General features: G+C 70.6%; 12 protein-coding genes. 2 read left to right on the forward strand and 10 right to left on the reverse strand.

Going from position 1 to position 14,891, the window contains the following annotated elements; all coding sequences use genetic code 11:
• The 8 genes from ACODT0_RS03865 to ACODT0_RS03900 all read right to left on the reverse strand — a co-directional run bounded on the left by ACODT0_RS03865 (position 1) and on the right by ACODT0_RS03900 (position 10,670).
• Positions 1-1,452: an HD domain-containing phosphohydrolase gene (locus tag ACODT0_RS03865; protein WP_296737866.1), complete on the reverse strand. Its 1,452-nt coding sequence runs from the start codon at positions 1,450-1,452 to the stop codon at positions 1-3.
• Between the two features lie 36 nt (positions 1,453-1,488).
• Positions 1,489-2,283, reverse strand: a complete 795-nt coding sequence (locus ACODT0_RS03870; RefSeq protein WP_489040625.1) for an alpha/beta fold hydrolase — start codon at positions 2,281-2,283, stop codon at positions 1,489-1,491.
• A gap of 108 nt (positions 2,284-2,391) precedes the next feature.
• Positions 2,392-4,866, reverse strand: coding sequence for a ferric-rhodotorulic acid/ferric-coprogen receptor FhuE (gene fhuE / locus ACODT0_RS03875; RefSeq protein WP_489040626.1), 2,475 nt, complete (start codon positions 4,864-4,866; stop codon positions 2,392-2,394).
• 68 nt (positions 4,867-4,934) lie between these two features.
• Positions 4,935-5,945: a FecR domain-containing protein gene (locus tag ACODT0_RS03880; RefSeq protein WP_489040627.1), complete on the reverse strand. Its 1,011-nt coding sequence runs from the start codon at positions 5,943-5,945 to the stop codon at positions 4,935-4,937.
• Complete coding sequence (locus ACODT0_RS03885) at positions 5,942-6,445, reverse strand: sigma-70 family RNA polymerase sigma factor (RefSeq protein WP_489040778.1); 504 nt, start codon at positions 6,443-6,445, stop codon at positions 5,942-5,944. Before ACODT0_RS03885 ends, ACODT0_RS03880 begins: the two co-directional genes overlap by 4 nt.
• A 101-nt stretch (positions 6,446-6,546) precedes the next feature.
• Complete coding sequence (locus tag ACODT0_RS03890; RefSeq protein ID WP_489040628.1) at positions 6,547-9,018, reverse strand: TonB-dependent siderophore receptor; 2,472 nt, start codon at positions 9,016-9,018, stop codon at positions 6,547-6,549.
• A 123-nt stretch (positions 9,019-9,141) separates the two neighbouring features.
• Positions 9,142-10,137 carry a FecR domain-containing protein gene (locus tag ACODT0_RS03895; RefSeq protein ID WP_489040629.1) on the reverse strand — a complete coding sequence of 332 codons (996 nt, stop codon included), beginning with the start codon at positions 10,135-10,137 and terminating at the stop codon, positions 9,142-9,144.
• Positions 10,134-10,670, reverse strand: coding sequence for a sigma-70 family RNA polymerase sigma factor (locus ACODT0_RS03900; RefSeq protein WP_489040630.1), 537 nt, complete (start codon positions 10,668-10,670; stop codon positions 10,134-10,136). Before ACODT0_RS03900 ends, ACODT0_RS03895 begins: the two co-directional genes overlap by 4 nt.
• Positions 10,671-10,836: 166 nt before the next feature.
• Between ACODT0_RS03900 and xth the strand changes: the two genes are divergently transcribed.
• Both xth and ACODT0_RS03910 read left to right on the forward strand, forming a co-directional pair.
• Positions 10,837-11,622, forward strand: coding sequence for an exodeoxyribonuclease III (xth, locus tag ACODT0_RS03905; RefSeq protein WP_057589626.1), 786 nt, complete (start codon positions 10,837-10,839; stop codon positions 11,620-11,622).
• Entirely contained in the window at positions 11,615-12,163 is a 549-nt protein-coding gene (locus ACODT0_RS03910; RefSeq protein WP_296737607.1) for a hypothetical protein, read from the forward strand. The genes xth and ACODT0_RS03910 overlap by 8 nt, the downstream gene beginning before the upstream one ends.
• 51 nt (positions 12,164-12,214) lie before the next feature.
• Here the strand turns inward: ACODT0_RS03910 and ntrC are convergent, their stop codons facing one another.
• A complete protein-coding gene (gene ntrC / locus ACODT0_RS03915; RefSeq protein ID WP_057589624.1) occupies positions 12,215-13,753 on the reverse strand; it encodes a nitrogen regulation protein NR(I) in 1,539 nt (512 codons plus the stop codon).
• A gap of 24 nt (positions 13,754-13,777) precedes the next feature.
• Complete coding sequence (gene glnL / locus ACODT0_RS03920) at positions 13,778-14,857, reverse strand: nitrogen regulation protein NR(II) (protein WP_057589623.1); 1,080 nt, start codon at positions 14,855-14,857, stop codon at positions 13,778-13,780.
• Between the last annotated feature and the right edge of the window lie 34 nt (positions 14,858-14,891).

A 14,891-nucleotide genomic window follows, 5' to 3' on the forward strand; every position in this document is an offset into this window, starting at 1 on the left:
TCAGAGCAGACCGAGCGTCATCGCCTTCAGGGTCGCGGCCGCGCGCGTGGTGCAGCCGAGCTTGCGGAAGATGTTCTCGAGGTGCGCGCGCACCGTGCTCGGGCTGATGCCGAGCGTGCGCGCCGCCTCCTTGTTGCTCTCGCCGAGGCTGATGCGGCCCAGCACCTCGACCTCGCGCGACGAGAGCAAGGCATTGGCTTCGCCTTCCGCGGCGGGCGTCTTCGCGGCCACCGATTCACGACCCGTCAACGCGGCGACGGCGGCCGCATCGAGCCGGCCCTGCTCCGCCTCGCGACGCAGCTGCGCTTCCGCCTCCGCGGCCGCCAGCGCGGGCCGGCCCGGCGCGCCCGTGTGCAGCAGCACCCAGTGCACCGCCGCGGCCAGCACGCGCTCGGCCGTGCCGATCGCCGCGCCCTTCACGCCGCGGAAGAAGCCCGAGCCATCGAGCCGCTCGTCGACGAAGGAAGCGATCTCGGCCTCGGCCCGCAAGGTCTCGATGCGGCGCGCGGCGCGTTCGGTCCAGTAGGGCACGAGGCGCAGCCGCTCCTTGTCGGCCTCGCTGCGCAGCCTGGGCGAATCCCAGACCGCGTTCGGCACCGAGGCACGGCCGATGCCATGGATCAGCGCGGCGCGCCGCACCTGCTCGCAGGCCGCGGCATCGAGCCCCACGCCCGCTGCGCAGGCGGCGGCCGCCTCGGCCACGCGGCGCGAGAAGCCGGTCATCCACGGCATCTTGAGATCGATCACGTCGGCGATCAGCTCGAGCGGTGCGAGCGCGTCGCGCAGCGCGCCCTCGGGCGCCTGCAGGTCGGCCGCGGCGCCCTGGTCGAGCGCGTGCAGCCAGTCGACCGCGTGCTGCCGCGCGACCTGGACCAGCGCCGCGGGATAGCGCCCGTCGGCGCGCTCGGCGATCTGGCGCAGCGCGCTCTGCAGGCCATGCGTGCGCGAGAAGATCTCGAGATCGCCCGCGAGCGTGGCCAGGTACACCGCCTCCGGAATATGCGGCGCGGCCAGGCCCGCGGGTTTGCCGCTGCCGTCGAAGTTCTCGAACATGTGGCGCAGCGGCCGCTCGACCGCCTCGGGCAGGCCGAGGAAGCGCGCGATCTCGCCCGACACCTCGCAATGGATCTCGGCCAGCGAGCCGACTGTGCCCGCGAAGGCCGCGGCCTCGCGCGCCGAGGCCGTCGCGAGCATCGCGCGGCGTCCGCCGACGTCGTCGCCGAGCAGGTCGGAGAACTCGGGCGCATTGGCGGTGCAGCCCGACCAGCGCAGCAGCGCGACGCAGGCCGCGTGGCCCTGCGCCACCTCGTCCCGGCCCATCGCCTGTGCCAGCCGCGCGGCGATCCAGGCCACGCGCGCCGAGTGGTCGATGGGCTGGCCCATGCTGAGGTCGCCGACGAAGGCGAGCGCCTTGATGGCATCGAAGAGCGGGACGTGGGCGATGGGCTGCAAGGCAATGGATCCGGTAGGCGGCGGGGCGCCGGCACCTTACTTCGACTGGCGCACGGCGTCCAGGATCACCTCGGCCACCTTCGCGGGCTGCGACTGCTGCGGCACGTGGCTGGTGTTCAGCGTGGTCACGTGCGCGCCGATGCGCTTCGCCATGTCGCGCTGCAGCGCGGGCTGGATCATGTGGTCGGCGCTGCTCACGATGTACCACGAGGGCTTGGTCTTCCAGGCGGCGGCCGACACCTTCTGCTCGAAGGCCTTGGCCTGGATCGGGCCCTGCGTCACGGCCATCACGCGCGTGGTGGCGGCCGGCAGGTCCTGCGCGAAATGCTGGCTCATGCCCTCGGGCGTGAGGCGCAGGAAGCCCGAGGCATCGGCCGCGATGTGCGCGAAGCCGGGCGGCGCGGGATAGTCCTTGCCGAGCTCGCCCGAGTTCTGGCCCGCGTCGGGCGCGAAGGCCGCCACGTAGACCAGCGAGGCGACCTTGTCGTTGCCGCCGGCCTCGGTGATCACGGTGCCGCCCCACGAGTGGCCGACCAGCACCACCTTGCCGGGCTGGGCATCGATGGCGCGCTTGGCGGCGGCCACGTCGTCCTCGAGCGAGGTCAGCGGGTTCTGCACCGAGACGACGTCGACGCCCTTGGCCTGCAGCAGCGGGATCACCTTGGCCCAGTCGGAACCATCGGCGAAGGCGCCGTGCACCAGCACCACGCTGGGCGATGCGTTGGCGGCGGCGGCCGCGGCCGGGCCCGCCGCGCTGGCGGCCGTGACGGAGAACGAGAGGCCGACGGCCAGGGCGGCGGCGGCGAGTTGGAGGCGTTGGAAGTGCTTCATGAGAGGGTCTTGGCAAGGGAGTGACGGGAGCCGCTACTGTCGGCCGCGGCGCCTTTTCGCGCCATTGGACGAATGTCCGATCGCCCCCCGGCTTTCCTCGCCGCGCCCTCAGAACTTGTAGTTCAGCGTCGCCACCGCATTGCGCGGCGTGCCCGCGAAGGCCTGCCCGTCGATGTTGACGTTGTAGCGCTTGTCGAACAGGTTCTCGATGTTGAGCTGCAGCGACAGCTGAGGCGAGACCGCGTAGCGCGCCATCAGGCTGAAGACGGCGCGCGAGCCCTGCGTGTAGCGCATGTCGACGTCGCCCACGCTGAACGGGTAGTACACGCGGTTCTGCCAGTTGAGGCCGCCGCCGACCGTGAGCTGGTGCCAGCGGCCCGGCAGCCGGTAGGTGGTGAACAGCGTGGCCAGCGTGGTCGGCATGGTGGGGTTGATGCGGTCGCCGCTGCCCTCGCGCCCGAGCGTGCGCGCGATGCCTGCGTTGACCTGCCAGCCCTCGGCCAGCTCGCCCGACAGCTGCAGCTCGATGCCCTTGGTGACGACGCCGCGCGCGCCGTAGTAGGCGCCATCGGTCGAGCCGGGCACGAGGCGGGTGCCGTCGCGCTGCGCCACGTTCTCCTGCTCGGAGCGGAACAGCGCGAGCGAGCTGTTCAGCCTGCCGTTCAGGTGTTCGCCCTTGAGGCCGATCTCGTAGCTCTTGCCGGTCACCGGGTCGAGGTACCTGCCGCTGGTGTCGCGGTAGTTCTGCGGCTGGAAGATGTCGGTGTAGCTCGCGTAGGCCGAGTAGTGCTCGCCCAGGTCGTAGACCAGGCCCGCATAGGGCGTCAGCACTTCATGGCGGCGCGTGGTCCGGTCGTCGGCCGTGAGGCGGGTGGCACGCCAGTCGTTCTGGCGCGCGCCGAGGATGAACTTGAGCGAATCGGTGACCGAGAAGCGCGCGGCGCCGTAGTAGCCGGTCTGCCGCAGCTTGTCGATGCCCGACACCTTGAGTTCGCCCCAGCTCGGCTCGGGGTAGCCGCCGTTCCAGAGGTAGAAATTGCCGACCTCGGGCAGCGCGCTCAGGCGCACGTGGTTGGCCTGCACGTAGCGCGACTGGGTGTTGCTCAGGCCCAGCACCAGCTCGTGCCGGCGCCCCAGCAGCTCGAACGGGCCGGTGGCCTGCAGGTCGAGGCTGTTCTGCCTGAACTCGTGCTCGAAATAGCCAGGCAGCGAGCCCAGCCCGGTGCCGGTGAGGCGGTCGAGGTCGCCGAACAGGTAGAGCAGCTTGGCGTTCTGCTTGCTCTGGCGATGCGAGACATTGGCCTTGAGCTTCCAACCGTTGCCGAAGGCATGCGTGAGGTTCGCGAACAGCGTGGTGTTGGTCGCGTCCCAGTGGGTCCAGGGCGTGCCGATGCTCTTCGAAGCGGCCCAGCTCGCGGGGCCACCGTCGCCGAAGGTCAGCGGCAGGCCGCCCCAGGTCGACCCGTTGGGGCGGCTGGCCTGGGAGTCGATGCCCACGCTCAGCGAGGTGTCGGGCGTGAGGTCGGCATCGACCACGCCATACAGCACGTGCTTGCGGCCCTGGTAGCGCTCGAGGAAGGAGTCGCGGTCCTCGGTCATGCCGATGACGCGGGCGCGCACGCGGCCGTCCTCGGTCAGCGGGGTCGAGAGGTCGACGGTGCCGCGGCGCAGGTTCCACGAGCCCAGCGCCAGCGAGGCGCTGCCGGCGAACACCTTGCTGTCGGCATGCTTGCGCACCAGGTTGACCGAGGCCGAGGGATTGCCCGCGCCGGTCAGCAGGCCGGTCGAGCCGCGCACGATCTCGATGCGGTCGTACAGCACCGGGTCGTTGTTGGAAGCGCCGAAGAAGTCGGTGGTGACCGTGGTCGGCACGCCGTCGTACTGGTAGTTGTCGATGTAGAAGCCGCGCGCGTAGAGGTCGGTGCGGTCGCTGTCGGAGCTGACCGCGAACACGCCGGTGACGCTCTTCATGGCCTGCCCGAGCGAGAGCAGGTTCTGGTCCTCGATCTGCTGGCGCGTGAGCACGGTGACCGACTGCGGCGTTTCGCGCGGCGACAGCGCCAGGCCGGTGGCCGCGGCGGTGGCGCGCGTGGTGTACGAGCCGGTGCCCTCGGTGGTGCCGCTGCGGTCGGCCTCGGCCGTGACGGTGACCGGTGCGAGCGTGCCGATGCCGGTCTGCGCACCGGTGGCGGCATCGGCACCCGCTTCGCGCCGGCCCAGCGTGTAGCTGCCGTCGCTGCGCGCCACCAGTTGCAGGCCGCTGCCCGCGAGCAGGCGCTCGATGGCCTCGCGCGCGGTGTAGCGGCCCGAGACCGCGGGGCTGCCGCGGCCCTGCGTCAGCGCGGGATCGAAGGACAGCGCGATGCCATTGCCGACCGCGAAGCTGGCGAGCGTGCGGCCCAGCGGGCCGGCCGGAATGTTGTAGGCCCGGGGCACCGCGGCATCGAGCGGCGAAGGTTCGGCCGCCAGGGCCGGCGGCGCGGCCAGCCCGGCGAGGGCGAAGGCCATCAGCGCGTGGCGCAGGGCGGCGTGGAAGCGGCGCTCCGCGCTGGCGCGCGGAACGGACGGACGGGATGCGGACATGGAGACGGGCCTTTCGGTTGGCAGCGGTGGGTTCTTCCCCTCCTTGCCAGCCGAAACGAAAAAAAGTCTCACCCCTGGGCGGAAATATTTCTGGCCACCAGCGTGACCCAGTAGCCACGCAGCCGCGTGAGCGCATCCACCGGATAGGTCGACACCAGCATGCGCAGCACGCGATCGGTGTCGTCCAGCGGGAAGGCGCCCGAGATGCGCAGCCCGGCGACGGCTGCCTCGCAATGCAGCGCGCCGGGCCGGTAGCGCGACAGCTCGGCCGCGAAATCGGCCAGCCGCATCGCGTCGGCCAGCAGCATGCCCCGGGTCCACGCCACGCGGCTCTCGTCCGCGGGCGCAAAGGCCTCGATGCCGTCGCCGCCGAAGCGGGTCTGCTGCCCGGCCGGCAGCACGCGCGACGCGCCGCGCTCGGGCGTGACGCGCACCGCGCCCTCGAACACCGCGACCGCGGTCGCGCCCTCTTCCTCCCTGCGCACGCTGAAGCGCGTGCCCAGCGCCTCCAGCGTGCCGCCGCCGGCCTGCACGCGGAACGGCCGGTGCGCCGCGGCGGTGTCGGGCGCGGTCTCGACCAGGATCGCGCCCGCATGCAGCACGAGCAGACGCTGCGCGGCGTCGAAGCGCACGTCGACCGCGCTCGCGGTGTCGAGCGTGAGGCGGCTGCCGTCGGCGAGCTGGAGCTCGCGACGCTCGCCGGTGGCGGTGCGGTGCTCGGCGGTCCAGCCGCGTTCGCCCGCGAAGCGCCAGCCGAGCCAGCCCGCGGGCACGGCCGCCAGCAGCGCGGCCAGCCGGCCGATGGCGGCGCGGCGGCTGCCATGGCGCGAGGAGCGTGCGAGCGACGGCATGGCCAGCGCCGACGGCAGGCCGCCGAGCTTGTTCATCAGCAGCTCGGCGCGCGCCCAGGCGCGGGCATGGTCGGGATGGCTCTGGCGCCAGCGCTCGCAGGCGCGGCGGTCGGCATCGGTCGCGGCGCTGTCGTGCAGGCGCATCAACCACTCGGCGGCTTCATCGAGCACGCGCGGCGGCAGCGCCGCCGATGGCGCGTCGGCGATGGAGGACGGCAGCGCGCTCACGCCATCAGCGCCAGGCAGCCGCGGAAGCCCTGCTGCATGTAGCGCTTGACCGTGACCAGCGACACGCCGAGCTCGCGCGCGATGTCCTCGTACCTCAGGCCCTCGATCTGCGACAGCAGGAAGGCACGCCGCGCGGCCGGCTTGAGGCTGTCGAGCATGGCGTCGATCTCGTGCAGGGTCTGCAGGATGATCAGCCGCTGCTCGGGCGACGGCGCCTCGGGTTCGGGCATCACCGCCAGCGCCTCGAGGTAGGCGCGCTCGAGCGCCTGGCGCTGATACCAGTTCACCAGGATGTTCTTGGCCACGCTCGTGAGGTAGGCGCGCGGCTGCGCGATCACCTCGGGGTTGCGCGCGGTCAGCAGCCGCGCGAAGGTGTCCTGCGCCAGGTCGGCCGCGTCGAAGGAGTTGCCGAGCTTCCTGCGCAGCCACGACTGGAGCCAGCCGTGGTGGTCGCTGTAGAGGGTGTGGACTTGCTGGAAGTCGGCTTCGGCGGCGGGAATGGCGGACACGGCGAACGGCGTTGGCGGCCGGGCTGCCGCTCACAAATAAGAATTGTTCTCATTTTAGACGGATGACCGCGCCCTCGCCCTCCGCCGCCGGTTCAGAGCCTGGGCGTGTACTTCACCGTGAACATCACATTGCGCGGATCGCCATAGTTGTTGTTGCCGTTGGTCTCGTTGAAGGCCGGGATGTAGTAGCGCTTGTCGAACACGTTGTAGACGTTGAGCGCCAGGCTCAGCTCGGGCGTCGCCTGGTAGGCCACGCGCGCGCTCCACACCATGAAGCCCGGCACCTTGAACGAGCGGTCGTAGCCCAGCGTGCTGCTCTGCACCGTGAAGCCGCCGCCCACGCTGAGCCGGCTCCATGCGCCCGGCAGCCGGTAGTCGCTCCACACGCGCAGCATGTGCCGCGGCGTCCACTGGCTGAAGACCTGGCCCTGGTTGTCGGGGTCCTCGAGGAACTTGGTCGTGTTGTAGGTGTAGCCGGCCGTGAGCTGCAGCCGCGGCGCGATCTCGCCGCTGAGCTCGGCCTCGAAGCCTTCGCTGCGCACCTTGCCCGAGGACTTGTAGCAGTACCAGTCGTCGCAGGCATAGCCGTTGTCGTAGTCGGTCACGGCGCGGTTGCGGTGGTCGTAGCGGAACACGGCCAGCGAGGCATTGAGCCGGCCGTCCATCAGCTCGCCCTTCAGGCCCAGCTCGTAGTTGCGGCCGGTGATCGGCTTGAGCGGCTCGTTGTTCAGCGCGCGCTCGGACTGCGGCTCGAACACCTCGGTGACGCTGCCGTAGGCCGACCACTGCCGGTCGAGCGCGAACACCAGCCCGACATAGGGCGTGATCCTGGCGTTGGTGCTCACGGTGCTGCGGGTGTCGCGGGTGCGGTCGGCATAGAGGTAGTCGTACCAGCTCGCGCGCGCGCCGAGGATCGCCGTCAGCGGCTCCGCGAGCTTCACGCGCCAGCTGCCGTACAGGCCCGACTGGCTGATGTCGTACTCGGTGTGGCTCTTGGTGCCGCCCGCCGCGAGGATGGTCTCGTAGTTCTGCGCCGGCCGGTAGTGGTCGGGCGCGAAGATGTTGCCGCCGCTCGTGAAGCGGCGTCCGAAGCGGTCCTTCGAGGTGTACTTGGCATAGTTCGCGCCGACCGTCAGGTCATGCTTCAGCGACAGCGCCTCGAAGCGGCCGCGCACGTAGACATCGATCCCGGCCTTCTTCGAATCGAACAGGTTGTCCCAGTCGGCGAAGCTCAGCCCGCTGCCGTCGGGCTGCACGTTGCCGTGCATGCGCTGGTGCTGCGAGGCATTGCGCTCGTTCATGCGCAGCGCCGAGGCCTTGAGCTTCCAGTTCGCGTTGAAGCGATGCTCCAGGTCGGCATAGAGCGTGGTCTGCTCGCTGTCGTGGCGGTTCCACCAGGCGCCCGTGTACACCGAGCGCGGCAGCCCGATGTCGCTGCCGTCGGGATAGCGCGGAAAGCCACGCAGCATGGGGCGGCCGCTGCCCTTCATCTGGCTGATGCCCAGGCCGAGGGTGGTGTCCGGCGACAGGTCGTAGTCGATCGCGCCGTAGAGCGAGCGCGTGCGGCTCCAGACGAAATCGGTGAACGAGTGGCTGCGGTCCTCGTCGAGCACCACGCGTCCGCGCAGCGTGCCCTCGGCATTGAGCGGCCCGCCCGCGTCGAGCTGCGCGCCGTAGTGGTTCCAGCTGCCCGCCTTGCCGGTCAGCACCAGCGTCTTCTCGGTCTGGCCGCGCTTGCGCACCAGGTTGACGGCGCCGCCCGGGCTGCCCGTGCCCTGCAGCAGGCCCGCGGCGCCGCGCAGCACCTCGAGGCGGTCGTGGAACACCAGCGCCTCGGTGGCCCAGTTGCCCAGCGAATACCAGTTGCGCGGCACCGGCACGCCGTCGTACTGCCAGGCATCGATCTGGAAGCCGCGCGACGACAGCACCATGCCCGGCCCCACGCCCTTCACGCCGACCACGCCGGTGACGCCATTGGCCGCATCGCGCAGGTCGACGAGGCCCTGGTCGTCGAGCCGCTGGCGCGTGAGCACGCTGACCGACTGCGGGATGTCCTTCGCCGCCTGCTCGCCCTTGCCGATCGTCAGCAGCGGCGCGGCATAGGAGCGCGTGCCCTCGCTGGTGGCGCTGCGCACCGGGGCCGCGGTGACGGTGATCGGCGCGAGCGTGGCGCCCGCGGCATCGCTCTCGGTGCCGGCCGCGGCGGGGCGCAGCACATAGGCACCGCCCGCGCCGCCGGCGGCCTCGAGCCCCGAGCCCGCGAGCAGGCGCGCGAAGGCTTCGCGCACGCCATGGCTGCCCTGCAGGCCAGGCGATCGCTTGTCCCGCACCAGGGCCGGCGGCATCGTGAGGCTCAGGCCCGCGGCGGCGGCGAAGCTGGCGAGCGCGTCGTCGAGCGGGCCGGCGGCGATGCTGTAGCTCCTGGGCTGTTCGGCCTGGGCCGTGGCGTCGGCGCCTTGCGCCTGGGCCGCGGTGCCGCCGGCGGCGCAGGCCATGGCGAGCAAGGCGCCATGCACCGCGCGCGCGATGCGGGAATCGAAGAAAAACGGAGGGCGACGGGCCATGAGGAGAGATCTCGCAAGAAGGTGTGAAGTGGCTGTTCCTCAAGGCTTCACACGCGAGAAGAAGAAAAGGGACACGGCGCGGCCGATTTTTTTTGCCGGCCGGCCCGGCGCGCTCGCGCGCCCTCAGTCGCCGGCCGGTGCCACCGTCACCCAATAGCGCGTGCGCGACAGCACCTGCACCGGCAGGGCCTGCGGCAGGCTGTCGAGCACGGGCGTGGTGTCGCGCAACTGGAAGACGCCCGAAACGCGCAGCTCGGCCACCGCCGGGTCGCAATGCAGCACCCCGGGCCGGTAGCGGCCGAGCTCGGCGAGGAAGTCGTGCAAACGCATGTTCTTCACGCGCAGCACGCCGCGCGACCAGTCGTCGGCCCCGGGATCGAGCGCGCGCGACGCATCGACCGCCGAGGCGGAGAAGCCGGCCTGCTCGCCGGCGCGCACCACCGCCGCGAGACCGTTTGCATCGTCGGGCCGGACCTCGACCGCGCCCTCGAGCACGCCCACGTGGCTGCGCCGGTCCTCGTGCTGCCGCACCACGAAGCGCGTGCCCAGCGCGCGCAGCCGGCCTTGCGCGGTGTCGACCACGAAGGGGCGATAGGCGGGGTCGCCGGCGGGCACGCGGTCGGGCGCGGTGTCGACCAGGATCTCGCCCGCGCGCAGGCGCACCCGCCGCTGCGTGGCGTCGTAGGCCACGTCGATCGCCGTCGCGGTGTTGAGCTGGATGCGCGTGCCGTCGGGCAGCCGCACCTCGCGCCGCTCGCCAGTGGCGGTGCGGTGGTCGGCCAGCCATTCGCGCGCCGGAGAGGCGCGCCATGCGACCCAGCCGGCGGGCACCGCGGCCAGCAGCAGCGCCAGCGCCTTGACCGCGGCGCGGCGGTCGGCCCGCACCGTGCGCCCCAGCGCGGGCATCGCCAGCGCGCCCGGCAGCAGGTCGAACTTGCGGCTCACCTGCTCGGCGCGCTGCCAGGCGTCCTCATGGGCCGGATCGGCCGCGCGCCACTGCGTCCAGCGCATGCGGTCGGCGGCCGTGGCCTCGCCCGACTGCAGCAGCAGGAAGCCCTGGGCGGCCTGCGTGGCAACGGCCTTGTCGACCGGCACGCGCTGCGCGCTCGCCGCGCTCATGCGGCCAGCAGGATGCAGTGCGCCATCGCCTCGGCCATGTAGCGCTTCACCGTGCGCTCGCTCACGCCCAGCCGGGGCGCGATCTCGGCATAGCCCAGCCCTTCGAGCTGCGCCATCAGGAAGGCCTGCCGCACCGCCGGCGCGAGGCCGTCGAGCATCGCGTCGATCTCCTGCAGCGTTTCGAGAATGATCGCCTGCTGCTCGGGCGACGGTGCCAGCGGCTCGGGCATCGCGCCCAGCGCATCGAGGTAGGCCTGCTCGAGCGAGCGCCGCCGGTACAGGTTCGCCAGCAGGCGCTTGGCGACGACCGTCAGGTAGGCACGCGGCTCGCGCAGCTGCCAGTCGCCCTGCTTCTCGGGCGTGTGGTCGGGCACGGCGAGGATGCGAAGGAAGGTGTCCTGCGCCAGGTCCGCGGCATCGAAGGAATTGCCCAGCCTGCCGCGCAGCCAGCCCAGCAGCCAACCGTGGTGGCCGCGGTAGAGGGCGTGGACATGTGCATGGGGGTGCGGGTGAAGGGCGGAGTCGGCGTTCATTCTTCCGAACGGCGTGCGGGGATCGCGGCCTCATGAATAAGAATTGTTCTCATCTTAGTCGATCGAGCGATGGCGCCCGCGCGTTTCGGTATAACCACGGACACGCCGGCCGCGAGGCCCACCCCACACTCCAGCAGTTGTCGAGCAACGACAACTCACCCACCCCATGAAGATCGCCACCTGGAACGTCAACTCCCTCACCGCCCGCCTGCAGCACGTGCTCGATTGGCTGATCGCCAACCCGGTCGACGTGCTGTGCCTGCAGGAACTCAAGATGAGCGACGACAAGTTCCCGCTCGAGATCCTCAAGTCGGCCGGCTACGACGCGGCGGTGTTCGGGCAGAAGACCTACAACGGGGTCGCGATCCTGAGCCTCGCACCGGTGCGCGACGTGGTGAAGAACATCGGCGGCTTCACCGACGACCAGTCGCGCGTGATCGCCGCCACCATCGACACGCCGCGCGGGCCGGTGCGCGTGGTCAACGGCTACTTCGTGAACGGCCAGGCACCGGGCTCCGACAAGTTCGCCTACAAGATGAAGTGGCTCGACGCGCTGCGCGAATGGCTGCGCGCCGAACTGGCCGCGAATCCGAACCTGGTGCTGCTGGGCGACTTCAACATCACGCCCGAGGACCGCGACAGCTTCGACCCGGTGGGCCTGAAGGAAACCATCCACCACACGACCGAGGAGCGCGACCACTTCAAGCAGTTGCTCGGCCTGGGCCTGACCGACAGCTTCCGGATGTTCGAGCAGCCCGAGAAGAGCTACTCGTGGTGGGACTACCGCATGCTCGGCTACCAGAAGAACCGTGGGCTGCGCATCGACCACGTGCTGGTGAGCGACGCGCTCAAGCCGCAAGTCCGGGGCTGCGTCATCGACCGCGTGCCGCGCAAATGGGAAAAGCCCAGCGACCATGCGCCCGTGGTGCTCGACGTGGACCTCGGTGGCTGAGGCCAGGAAGCCCGGCGTGGCGATCGCCAGGACAGCCACCGTTGCCCTGCTGGCACTGTCGCTCGCGGCCTGCGGCGTATTCGACAAGAAGCCCGCGGGCGGCGGCGAGAGCCCCGCGAGCCCCGGCGGTACCGCCACCGCGCCCGACGACGGCCCGCCCGCCAAGTCCGAGGTGCCCACGGTGCGCCTCATCACGACGCAGACGCCCGTGGTCCGGGCCTACCGCAAGATCGGCGCGCGCCACATCTACACGAAGTACGCGCAACGCATCTACAAGGGCAAGATCCCGCCGCTGGTCTACGCGGTGGTGGTGGTCGAGACGGACATCGACGCGAACGGCAAGGTCACGGGCGTGACCTTCAGCCGCATCCCGAGCCATGCGCCCGAGGTGCCACCGATGATCGAGGAGCTGATCAAGGCGGCCTCGCCGCTGCCCAACCCGGGCAAGCTCGGCGGCCACACCTACATCGACACCTGGCTCTGGGACAAGAGCGGGAAGTTCCAGCTCGATTCGCTGACGCAGGGGCAGCGCAGCCGCTGAAGCAGCAGACGGGCCGGGCGGCAACGAGGCCGCCGGCTCGCCGGGCATCGCTCACTCGATGCCGAGTTCCTGGATCTTGCGCGTGATGGTGTTGCGGCCGATGCCGAGCTTCTGCGCGGCCTCGATGCGGCGGCCGCGCGTGCTCGACAGCGCCGTGAGGATCAGCCGCGATTCGAAGCGGCGCGACAGCACGTCCCACACGTCGGTGCGACCGGCCGCGAGCAGTGCCTGGGCCTCGGCCTCGAGGCCGCTTTCCCAGTTGCCGGCCGCGTCCCCGGGCGCGGGCGCCGCGACGGCGGGTGCCGGCACCACGCTGTCGACCGCCGTCCCCACGAAAGGCGCGGGCGCATGAGACGCCACGGGCACGGCCACCGCGGGCTCGCCCGCGTGGCTGTCGGGCGACAGCAGCGGCGCGCCGCCGGCGGCGAGCACCTCGGGCGGCAGGTCCTTGGCCTCGATCAGTTGCGCCGGCGCCATCACGGTCAGCCAGTGGCAGATGTTCTCGAGCTGGCGGACGTTGCCGGGGAAATTGAAGCCCGCGAGCTTGGCCAGCGCCGCATCGGAGATGCGCTTGGGCTCGACGCCGAGCTGCCGCGCGCTCTGCTGCAGGAAGTGGCGCGTGAGCGCGGGCACGTCCTCGCCACGCTCGCGCAGCGCGGGCAGCCGCAGGCGGATGACGTTGAGGCGATGGAACAGGTCTTCGCGGAAGCCGCCGAGCTTCACGCGCTGCTCGAGGTCCTGGTGGGTGGCCGCGATGACGCGCACATTGGCCTTGACCGAGTTGTGGCCGCCCACGCGGTAGAAGTGGCCGTCGCTGAGCACGCGCAGCAGGCGCGTCTGCAGGTCGAAGGGCATGTCGCCGATTTCGTCGAGGAACAGCGTGCCGCCCTCGGCCTGCTCGAAGCGGCCGCGCCGCATGGTCTGCGCGCCCGTGAAGGCGCCGCGCTCGTGGCCGAAGAGTTCGCTCTCGAGCAGGTCCTTGGGGATGGCCGCTGTGTTGATGGCGACGAAGGGGCCGTTGGCGCGCGGCGAGTGCTTGTGCAGCGCGCGCGCCACGAGCTCCTTGCCCGAGCCCGATTCGCCGGTGATCAGCACCGTGACGTTGCTCTGCGAGAGCCGGCCGATGGCGCGGAACACGTCCTGCATCGCGGGCGCCTGGCCGAGCATCTCGGGCGCGGCGACCATGCGTTCCTCGGCCACTTCCTCGCGCTGGCTCTCGTCGACGGCGCGCCGGATCAGCTCGACCGCGCGCGGCAGGTCGAAGGGCTTTGGCAGGTATTCGAAGGCGCCGCCCTGGAACGCAGAGACGGCGCTGTCGAGGTCGGAGAAGGCCGTCATGATGATGACCGGCAGGCCCGGATGCTTGGCCTTGATCTTGTCGAGCAGCTCGAGCCCGGAACCGCCGGGCATGCGGATGTCGCTCACCAGGACCTGGGGCCCCTGCTGCTCGTCCTCGGCGGCCTGTTCGAGGGCCGCCAGCACTTCGCGCGTGTTGGTGAAACTGCGGGTCGGGAGGTCCTCCCGAAGCAGGGCCTTCTCCAGCACGAAGCGGATCGATTGGTCGTCATCAACTATCCAGATCGGCTTCATGCATCTCCTTGTTGCCGGTGGCTGCTAGGGCAGCGGAATCAATATCTTGAAATCGGTTCGGCCCGGGACACTGTCGCACTCGATCACGCCGTGATGCTGTTGCACAAAAGTCTGTGCGAGCGTCAAACCCAGCCCTGTACCACCCTCTCTGCCCGACACCAGCGGATAGAAGATTCGGTCCTTGATCGCGTCCGGCACGCCCGGTCCATTGTCGATGACATGCAATTCCAGTGCCAATCGATACCACTGCTTGTTGAAGATCACCTGGCGCGCGACCCGGGTCTTGAAAGTGATGCAGGCATCGCCCGCCGCGCGGCGCTCGGCCAGGGCCTGCGCGGCGTTGTGGACGATGTTGAGCGTGGCCTGGATCAACTGCTCGCGGTCGCCGCGGAACTCGGGGATCGAGACGTCGAAGTCGCGCTCGATGTGCAGGTCGCGCGGGAACTCCGCGAGGATCACCGAGCGCACGCGCTCGCAGACCTCGTGGATGTTGACGTCGCCCACCACGTGCGGGCGGCGGTGCGGCGCCAGCAGGCGGTCGACCAGCGTCTGCAGCCGGTCGGCCTCGTGGATGATGACCTGGGTGTATTCGATGAGGTCGCGCGACTCGACCTCCATCTGCAGCAGTTGCGCGGCGCCGCGGATGCCGCCGAGCGGGTTCTTGATCTCGTGCGCGAGATTGCGGATCAGCTCCTTGTTGGCCTGCGCCTGGTCGAGCAGCCGTTCCTCGCGGTCCTGCCGCACCTGGTGCTCGAGCGGCAGCATCTCGACGATCAGTTCGCCGGCCTTCTCGCCCTTGGCCAGCGTGACCTGCACGGGCATCAGCTCGTGGTTCACGCGGCGCAGGAAGGCCTCGTAGCGCAGGGTGGCGAAGTCGTTGGCGCTCGCGCCATCGATGGCGGTGCGCAGCACCTGGGGTTCGTGGAAGCAGGCGCCGAACTGCGAGCCCTCGAGCGTGCGGCGCGAGGTGCCCAGCGCATCTTCGAGACCGGCATTGGCGAACAGCACCGAGCCCTTGCCGTTGACGACCGCGATCAGGGTCGACAGCAGGTCGAAGGCCTGAAAGCGCGGACTGGCGCTTGCCGCCTTCTTTCCGAAAGCCATGGAAATCCTGTGGTGTTCTTCCTGCCGATGCAGG

Source organism: Variovorax sp. FG153, assembly GCF_057809595.1.

Bases quoted from the DNA above. Each gene is read 5' to 3' on its own strand.
- ACODT0_RS03870 (WP_489040625.1), bottom strand. From the start codon at position 2,283: ATGAAGCACTTCCAACGCCTCCAACTCGCCGCCGCCGCCCTGGCCGTC.
- fhuE (WP_489040626.1), bottom strand. From the start codon at position 4,866: ATGTCCGCATCCCGTCCGTCCGTTCCGCGCGCCAGCGCGGAGCGCCGC.
- ACODT0_RS03890 (WP_489040628.1), bottom strand. From the start codon at position 9,018: ATGGCCCGTCGCCCTCCGTTTTTCTTCGATTCCCGCATCGCGCGCGCG.
- ACODT0_RS03895 (WP_489040629.1), bottom strand. From the start codon at position 10,137: ATGAGCGCGGCGAGCGCGCAGCGCGTGCCGGTCGACAAGGCCGTTGCC.
- ACODT0_RS03900 (WP_489040630.1), bottom strand. From the start codon at position 10,670: ATGAACGCCGACTCCGCCCTTCACCCGCACCCCCATGCACATGTCCAC.
- xth (WP_057589626.1), top strand. From the start codon at position 10,837: ATGAAGATCGCCACCTGGAACGTCAACTCCCTCACCGCCCGCCTGCAG.
- ntrC (WP_057589624.1), bottom strand. From the start codon at position 13,753: ATGAAGCCGATCTGGATAGTTGATGACGACCAATCGATCCGCTTCGTG.
- glnL (WP_057589623.1), bottom strand. From the start codon at position 14,857: ATGGCTTTCGGAAAGAAGGCGGCAAGCGCCAGTCCGCGCTTTCAGGCC.